At 34.7% G+C, this 8,711-nt stretch carries 8 protein-coding genes and 1 tRNA gene; 5 read left to right on the forward strand and 4 right to left on the reverse strand.

Translation table 11 applies throughout. From position 1 onward, the window contains the following. Positions 1 to 48 precede the first annotated feature (48 nt). From B0A67_RS19330 to B0A67_RS19345, 4 genes are all read left to right on the forward strand, one after another. Complete coding sequence (locus tag B0A67_RS19330) at positions 49 to 303, forward strand: hypothetical protein (RefSeq protein ID WP_072964726.1); 255 nt, start codon at positions 49 to 51, stop codon at positions 301 to 303. Beyond that, positions 261 to 602, forward strand: coding sequence for a type II toxin-antitoxin system RelE/ParE family toxin (locus B0A67_RS19335; RefSeq protein ID WP_072964725.1), 342 nt, complete (start codon positions 261 to 263; stop codon positions 600 to 602). Before B0A67_RS19330 ends, B0A67_RS19335 begins: the two co-directional genes overlap by 43 nt. Before the next feature lie 211 nt (positions 603 to 813). Next, complete coding sequence (locus B0A67_RS19340; protein ID WP_072964724.1) at positions 814 to 1,737, forward strand: PfkB family carbohydrate kinase; 924 nt, start codon at positions 814 to 816, stop codon at positions 1,735 to 1,737. 81 nt (positions 1,738 to 1,818) lie between these two features. Beyond that, positions 1,819 to 3,717, forward strand: a complete 1,899-nt coding sequence (locus B0A67_RS19345) for an amidophosphoribosyltransferase (RefSeq protein ID WP_072964723.1) — start codon at positions 1,819 to 1,821, stop codon at positions 3,715 to 3,717. Between the two features lie 921 nt (positions 3,718 to 4,638). Here B0A67_RS19345 and B0A67_RS19355 read toward each other — a convergent pair. From B0A67_RS19355 to B0A67_RS19370, 4 genes are all read right to left on the reverse strand, one after another. Continuing rightward, positions 4,639 to 5,250 (reverse strand): superoxide dismutase, encoded by a 612-nt coding sequence (locus B0A67_RS19355; protein ID WP_072964722.1) that lies wholly within the window; start codon positions 5,248 to 5,250, stop codon positions 4,639 to 4,641. A gap of 138 nt (positions 5,251 to 5,388) precedes the next feature. Further along, complete coding sequence (pth, locus tag B0A67_RS19360) at positions 5,389 to 6,063, reverse strand: aminoacyl-tRNA hydrolase (RefSeq protein WP_072964721.1); 675 nt, start codon at positions 6,061 to 6,063, stop codon at positions 5,389 to 5,391. Positions 6,064 to 6,574: 511 nt separating this feature from the next. Further along, complete coding sequence (locus tag B0A67_RS19365) at positions 6,575 to 7,186, reverse strand: 50S ribosomal protein L25/general stress protein Ctc (protein ID WP_072964720.1); 612 nt, start codon at positions 7,184 to 7,186, stop codon at positions 6,575 to 6,577. Between the two features lie 119 nt (positions 7,187 to 7,305). Then, positions 7,306 to 8,247 (reverse strand): ribose-phosphate pyrophosphokinase, encoded by a 942-nt coding sequence (locus tag B0A67_RS19370; protein WP_072964719.1) that lies wholly within the window; start codon positions 8,245 to 8,247, stop codon positions 7,306 to 7,308. 298 nt (positions 8,248 to 8,545) lie between these two features. On the opposite strand from B0A67_RS19370, the gene B0A67_RS19375 reads away from it, so the two are divergent. Then, positions 8,546 to 8,625: transfer RNA gene (locus tag B0A67_RS19375), tRNA-Leu, on the forward strand. The last annotated feature ends 86 nt before the right edge of the window (positions 8,626 to 8,711 follow it).

An 8,711-nucleotide genomic window follows, 5' to 3' on the forward strand; every position in this document is an offset into this window, starting at 1 on the left:
TTGAATTTCAATTTGTTGTAATTTTGTAATGTCTTTAATTTTAATAAAATGATACAAAAAACCATTACTCCCAAAGATAAAATTGTTAATCTTTCTTTTGAGATTCCAAAAAATTATGTTGGAAAATCATTAAAGGTATCTATAGATTTTGAAGATGAAACTGATCAAATTCAAAGTAATTTATCCAAAGAAGAATTTGCAAAATGGATAGAAATTGCTGAAAAATCGCCAACAATGTCTTTAGAAAAGTTTAATGAAAAATGGGAAGAGAAAAAGCTGAAGATTCAAAACAATATACGTTAGAAATATCTGAGAAATATTTTCAAAATTTAGAAGAAATTGTCGATTACATTGCCTTCGAAAAACATCAACCTTTAAATGCGATTAAAATTGGTAATGGTATAAATAAAACGATGACTAAAATTATAGATAATCCTTTGATTTATTCTGAATGCGAAAATTTACCAACCAAAACAAAAATTTATAGAGAAGCCACATATAAAACGTGGCTAATTATATTTAAACTTAAAAATAGTCACATTACAATTCTTGGCGTTTTAAGTGGAAAAAGAAAAACTTCTTCTTTTAGAAAACTTAAATAATTTTTTGAAGTTTTTTTTCAAAAATAAATATTGTATTTTAAATCCAAAAAACATATTTTAAGCACTCAGGGCAATCAATTTTAATTCATTCATTTACAATAGTTTTAGCCCCGAAAACGATATTCTTTTTTTATGAAAATTTTGAGAACTTAAACCGTTGCAATATTGCAACTTATGAAGTATCTTTGCACCCTAATTCGAAATTCATAAAATGAATAAATTATTGATTGTTGGAACGGTTGCTTTCGACGCGATTGAAACTCCTTTCGGAAAAACAGATAAAATATTAGGTGGTGCTGCAACGTACATTGGTTTATCAGCATCATTTTTTAACTTACAATCGGCCATTGTTTCTGTAGTTGGCGACGATTTTCCTCAAGAACATTTAGATCTTTTAACTTCAAAAAATATTGATATCTCTGGTATCGAAATTGTAAAAGGCGGAAAAACCTTTTTCTGGAGCGGTTTATACCATAACGATCTAAATTCAAGAGACACTCTTGTAACTGAACTTAACGTTTTGGCTGATTTTCAACCAAAAGTTCCTCAAAACTATAAAGATGCTGATGTTGTGATGTTAGGAAACTTACATCCGTTAGTACAAAGTAGTGTTTTGGACCAAATGGAGAAAAAACCAAAATTAGTAGTTTTAGATACTATGAACTTTTGGATGGATTGCGCTTTACCGGAATTACTTGAAGTAATTAAACGTGTAGACGTGATTACAATCAATGACGAAGAAGCAAGACAACTTTCAGGCGAATATTCATTAGTAAAAGCGGCTAACAAAATCCAGGAATTGGGACCAAAATATGTGGTAATCAAAAAAGGAGAACACGGAGCACTTTTATTCCATAACAGAGAAGTATTCTTTGCACCGGCTTTACCACTAGAAGATGTTTTTGATCCAACAGGAGCCGGAGACACTTTTGCAGGTGGTTTCTCAGGATTCATTGCACAAAGCGAAAACATCTCATTTGGCAATATGAAAAACGCCATAATTTACGGATCGAATTTAGCTTCATTTTGTGTGGAGAAATTTGGAACTGAAAGGATGGAAACATTAAGCAAAGCAGAAGTAGCGATTCGATTACAACAATTTAAGTCGTTAACTCAGTTTGACATAGAAATATAATGCCCGAAAGCCTCGCTAATAACGGGGCTTTTTTATTACGTTAATACACACAACTTACAACAACACAAAATACAAAAAACAATGAGCGACGCTTTAAAACACGAATGTGGTATAGCCTTAGTTAGACTTCTTAAACCGCTTGAATATTATAAAGAGAAATACGGAACTGCTTTTTACGGGATTCAGAAAATGTACCTGATGATGGAGAAGCAGCACAACCGTGGTCAGGATGGTGCGGGTTTTGCCAGCATCAAATTAGACGTAGAACCAGGCGAACGTTATATCAGCAGAGTCCGTTCGAACCACGCGCAGCCTATCCAGGACGTTTTCAAACAAATCAATGAGCGTGTCAACGAAGAAATGACTTCTCATCCTGAATATGCAAATGATGTTGCAGCTCAAAAAGCAAACATTCCTTATATAGGAGAATTATTTTTAGGTCACGTTCGTTACGGAACTTTCGGAAAAAACAGTATCGAAAGTGTACACCCATTTTTACGTCAGAGTAACTGGATGCACCGTAATCTAATTTTGGCAGGTAACTTTAACATGACGAATGTTAAAGAACTTTTCGAAAATTTAGTAGAACTGGGACAACACCCGAAAGAAATGGCGGACACTGTTACCGTTATGGAAAAAATTGGTCACTTTCTAGACAAAGAAGTAATGCAATTGTATCAGGACTGCAAACTCGAAGGTTACTCTAAAAGAGAAGCTTCTCCCGTAATCGCAGACCGATTGGATATTGCAAAAATACTAACACGCTCTGCTAAAAATCTTGACGGAGGTTACGCAATGGCCGGATTATTAGGTCATGGTGATGCTTTTGTTTTCAGAGATCCGGCAGGAATTCGTCCGGCTTACTTTTATCAGGATGATGAAGTTGTCGTTGTAGCTTCTGAAAGACCTGTTATTCAAACGGTATTTAACGTACCTTTTGATAGTGTTCAGGAAATCGAACCCGGAAACGCTTTGATTATCAAGAAAAACGGAAAAGTTTCGATGGAACAGATTTTGGAACCAACCGTTAAGAAAGCCTGTTCTTTTGAAAGAATTTATTTCTCAAGAGGAAGTGACGCTGAAATATACCAGGAACGTAAAAACTTAGGTAAATTAATCTTACCTGCAGTTCTTGAATCAATTGACAGCGATACTGACAACACTGTTTTCTCTTACATCCCAAACACAGCAGAAACTTCCTTTTATGGTTTAGTTGAAGCTGCTCAGGATTTCTTAAATCAGAGAAAAAACAATTATATTCTGGCCAACAGAAATACACTAACTGCAGAAACTTTACAGGAATTACTAGCTGTAAAGATCCGTACAGAAAAAGTAGCGATCAAAGATGCTAAACTTAGGACTTTTATTACTGAAGACAGCAGCCGTGATGATTTAGTGGCTCACGTTTACGATGTAACTTACGGAGTAATAAAACCAACTGACAACCTGGTGATCATCGATGATAGTATTGTTCGCGGAACTACATTAAAAATGAGTATCATCAAAATGATGGATCGTTTAAATCCCAAACGTATCGTAATCGTTTCATCTGCTCCACAAATCCGTTACCCTGACTGTTACGGAATTGACATGGCAAAATTAGAAGGTCTTGTTGCTTTTAGAGCAGCTTTAGCCTTATTGAAAGAAAGAAACTTATATCATATTGTTGATGAAGTATATGCAAAATGTAAAGCTCAGGAAAACTATATCGATAGTGATGTTATAAATTATGTTACTGCCATCTACGATCAGTTTACTCCTGAAGAAGTTTCAGATAAAATTGCCGAGATGTTGAGTTCTCCGGAAATCAATGCTGAAGTAAAAATCATTTTCCAAAAAGTAGAAGATTTACACATTGCATGTCCAAAAAATCTTGGAGACTGGTACTTTACAGGTGATTATCCGACTCCGGGAGGAAATCGTGTTGTAAACAGAGCTTTCATGAATTTCTATGAGGGAAAAGACGCAAGAGCGTATTAATAAAATACTAACAAAAGGTTAATTTGTGCATTTCATCGGTTTTTTTTGCCGTTCATCCCATATGTTTGGTAAAAATGAAAAGCTATAATACTTTTGACATACCATAACATTAGTAGGTTAAGTTTATGGTAGATTTGGGGCAAAAAGGGTGGAAGCAATTCCACCTTTTTTATTGGAATAAACTCAAGTATTTCAATTTAAAACCATTACTCTCTTTTGGTCGGATATATTGGCCATTCATCTGAAATTTTTTTTTAATAAGCATAGCTGCCATACTTTTACTGAACCATAACATTAGTAGGTTAAGTTTATGGTAGATTTGGGGCAAAAAAGGTGGAAGAAATTCCACCTTTTTTATTTATTTATTTTTAGAGAATAGATTATAGAGCAAAGAATATAGACTAAAAGCTTCTAGAATAGACAAATAATCGAAAAGCGCTTTCTTAATTCTCTCTATTCTTTCCCCTTGTTGCTTCTATTCTCTATATTCCATTCTCTATATTCCATTCTCTATATTCCATTCTCTTTATTCTTTTCTCTTTATTCTTTTCTCTTTATTCTTTTCTCTTTTCTCTTTATTCTTTTCTCTTTTCTCTTTATTCTTTATTCTTTTCTCTTTTCTCTTTCTCTTACTCTTTACCTATATTCTTACTCCATATTCTATCTTTTTCTTACTTAATCGGATATATTGACCATTCATCTGAAAAGTTTTTACAATAGAAATAGCTGCTCTATATTTACTGAACCATAACATTAGTAGGTAAGTTTATGGTAGATTTGGGGCAAAAAAGGCGGAAGAAATTCCGCCTTTTTTATTTTTTTTTTAGAGAAAAGAAAATAGATTATAAAAGTATAAACAAAAAAAGACGGATAACTATTAAGTCATCCGTCTTTTCTCTTTATTCTTTACTCTATTTTTGACTATTTATCCAAAGCAAATCTTCTTGCAACTTCTGTCCAGTTAATTACACTGAAGAAAGCCTCAATATAATCCGGTCTTCTGTTTTGGTAGTTTAAGTAGTAAGCGTGCTCCCAAACATCCATTCCTAAGATTGGAGTTCCACCGTTACCAGCAACTTCCGGCATTAATGGATTGTCCTGATTTGGAGTACCTACAACTTCTAGTTTACCACCTTTTTGCACTGTTAACCAAGCCCATCCTGAACCGAATTGTGTTGCACCAGCTTTAGCAAACTTTGCTTTGAACTCTTCGAAAGTTCCAAAAGAAGCTTCGATAGCAGCTAACAAATCACCTGTTGGTAATCCGCCACCGTTAGGAGCCATTACTGTCCAGAATAAATTGTGGTTGTAAAAACCTCCACCATTGTTACGAACTGCTGCGTTTGATTTATCTAAGTTGATTAAGATATTCTCGATTGTTTTTCCTTCTAAATCTGTTCCTGCAATTGCTGCATTAAGATTTGTTGTGTAGGCATTATGATGTTTTGTATGATGGATTTCCATTGTACGAGCATCAATATGTGGTTCTAATGCATCATATGCATAAGGTAATTGTGGTAATTCAAAAGCCATGATATTATGATTTTATGATTTATAATAATTTATTTCAAATTTAGACATTTAAGTTTGGAATAGAAAATACTATTTCGTTATAATTCCATTTAATTAACTGATAATTTGATTATTTAACAGTTAAATAACTGTAATTCTTTACTTTCCGTTATAAGTTGTCATTGTGTTTTCTAATCCGGCGGTACCAAAAGATTTGATAATCTCAGAAGCCACTTCTAAACGTTCGGGTAATTTTGCCTTTTCTTCTTCGTCCCAATCCCCTAAAACGTAATCTACCTGTTGTCCTTTTTTGAACTGATCGCTGATACCAAATCTAAAACGGGTGTAGTTTTGCGTGTTTAAAACCAGATTGATATTTTTCAATCCGTTATGACCGCCGTCACTTCCCTTTGGCTTGATGCGGATGGTTCCGAATGAGAGGTTTAAATCGTCTGTAATAACCAAAATATTCTCTAAAGGTATATTTTCTTTGTCCATCCAGTATTTTACAGCCTTACCGCTTAAATTCATATAGGTATTAGGTTTAAGCAGGAAAAAGGTTCTTCCTTTGAATTTATATTCGGCCAAAGCACCCAATTTTACAGTTTCAAATGAAAGCCCTTCTTTTTTAGCTAAAAAATCCAGGACTTTAAATCCTATATTATGTCGTGTATTTACGTATTCGGCTCCAATATTACCAAGTCCTACGATTAAATATTTTTTACTCACGCTATTTATATTGTTTTTTGGGTGTTCGTGAACCTCCGGTTTCATATTATCTATGTTCTCTTCTTTTTGTGTTGATGAAAACAGTTTTGTTATCCATTTTATCATGATGCAAAAATAAGGTTAATTAGAGAATGTGGCAATTAGATAATCAGATAATTTGGTTTGTGCGCGGCTTCAACTGCAAATAATGGCACGCGGATGACGCGGATTTGAATGGATTTACGCGGATTATTTTTTCTCGTTTTTGTCAGACTTACAAGATTGCGTAAAAACCTTTGCAACTTTGTACCTCTGAACCTTTGCATCTCTTTTCTAATAAAAAACTAACTTCTGGCTAGCCCTGACAGGAGCGGCATCCTTTTTCTTGCTTCTTTAGCAAGGAAAAGATATAGCGGATGGCAGGAACTTCAGGTCTTGAAGAAACCGAAAATTTCTGCTTCAAAGAAAAATAAACACAAAACATTAGAAAGGGGCTTCGACTCCGCTCAGCCTGACACTGGATGTTTTCTGAGCAGAAATCTTAGAACCTCAGAATCTTAATAACTCAGTACCTCTAAAACAAAAAAAAAAAGCACCAATCTTTCGATTGATGCTTTTGTATTGAATTTGAAAAAAATTATTTTTTCTTTCCTTTTGCAGGAGCTTTTGCAGCTTTTGCAGCTTCTTGAGCAGCTTTCATAGCAGCACGAGAAATTCTTACCTGAGCCACAACTGTGTTTTCAGGGTGCATTACTTTGTATTCCGGAGCACCAACTTTAGTAACGTATAATTTGTTACCCATTTCAAGTGGAGTAATATCAGCTTCAACAAAATCAGGAAGATCTTTAGGTAAAGCTTTTACTTTTAATTTACGAGTGTTCAAACGTAAAACACCACCTGCAAGAACACCTTTTGATGTACCTACAATTTTTACAGGAACTTCCATAGTGATTTCTTTGTCATCAAATAATTGAAAGAAGTCAATGTGTAAGATTTTGTCAGATACAGGGTGAACCTGGATATCTTGTAAAATTGCATTGAATGATTTTCCTTTTCCAAGCTCAATCACAACTGTGTGTGCGTTTGGAGTATAAACCAAGTTTTTGAATGCCGCAGCCTCCGCTGAGAAATGTACTGCCTGATTTCCTCCGTATAACACGCAAGGAACCGCTCCAGCATTACGTAAGGCTTTAGTTGACACTTTGCCCACGCTTTCTCTTTCTGATCCTTTAATTGTAATCGATTTCATTGTAAAAAAAATATAGTTATTAATAAATATTCTTGTTTGCTATAGGCTTTAGGCATTACGCTTTAAGCTTTTTAAAATGAGAACAATGCTTACAGCATATTGCCTAAAGCTTATTGCTTCTACATTATAAATTTTCCACTGATGGAATTGTTGTGGTGCACCATGTGCATAACTTCAGCAAAAAGAGGTGCACAACTCACTACTCTGATTTTCTTTGATTCTTTCTTTAACGGAATAGAATCGGTAACTATTAACTCGCTTAATTTTGAGTTTTCGATTTTTTCGTATGCGTCACCTGATAAAATGGCGTGTGTACAAATTGCCCTAACACTTAATGCTCCTTTTTCGATCATTAAATCTGCTGCTTTTGCCAATGTACCACCAGTATCGATCATGTCGTCTACTAATATTACGTTACGCCCTTTTACTTCACCAATCAGCTCCATAGTATCGATAACGTTGGCTGCTTTTCTTTGTTTGTAACAGATTACTACATCTGATGCTAAAAACTTAGAGTAAGCATATGCTCTTTTTGAACCTCCCATATCCGGAGATGCAATGGTTAGATTGTCTAACTTTAAACTTTCTACGTATGGTAAAAAGATGGTAGATGCAAATAAATGATCTACTGGTTTTTCGAAAAACCCCTGAATTTGATCTGCATGCAAATCCATTGTCATCACTCTTGTTGCTCCGGCAGCATCTAATAAATTAGCTACTAATTTTGCTCCAATCGGAACTCTTGGTTTATCTTTTCTATCTTGTCTTGCCCAACCAAAATAAGGCATAACAGCTGTAATGTGTCTTGCTGATGCGCGTTTTGCTGCATCGATCATTAGCAACAATTCCATCAAATTATCAGCAGTTGGAAATGTTGAGCACACGATAAAAACGCGTAATCCTCTAATTGACTCTTCGTATGACGGCTGAAATTCTCCATCGCTATACGTTGACATCGTTACTTTTCCTAACGGAATTCCGTATTGTTCTGCAATTTTTTCTGCAAGATAAACACTTTGTGAACAAGCAAAAATTTTAGCTTCTGGTTCTAGGTGCGACATTATAATTTGTTGTTTTATTCCGCTACGCTACATCAATTCGGCTATTTCTTTTGTCCTAGCCAGATCAATGTATTTGCCTCGGGTGTAGTTAGTTGTGTGTGCTTCGTTTTAACGAGGTGCAAATTTAGAAAATTTATTGGACACTGAAAGGAAAAATTTAAGTATTTTTAGTAGAACATTTAAAATTATTTTTTACATTTGCACCGTGTTAAAGGAATAAGCACAGTTATGACATCATAATTAACTTATTCTATTGCGTTAAAATAATTGATTTATTAGTTATTTTTTCGTCTGCTAAGCCCGGATGGCGGAATTGGTAGACGCGCTGGTCTCAAACACCTGTGGGAAACCGTGCCGGTTCGACTCCGGCTCCGGGTACAAAAACCTCTTCTTTCGAAGAGGTTTTTTTGGTTTTATACGATTAGTTTTTCATCAAGTTCATTTAGGATGAAGTGCAAAACTTG

It is taken from the genome of Flavobacterium aquidurense (genome assembly GCF_002217195.1).
In the GTDB taxonomy this organism is placed as follows: Bacteria; Bacteroidota; Bacteroidia; order Flavobacteriales; family Flavobacteriaceae; genus Flavobacterium; species Flavobacterium frigidimaris.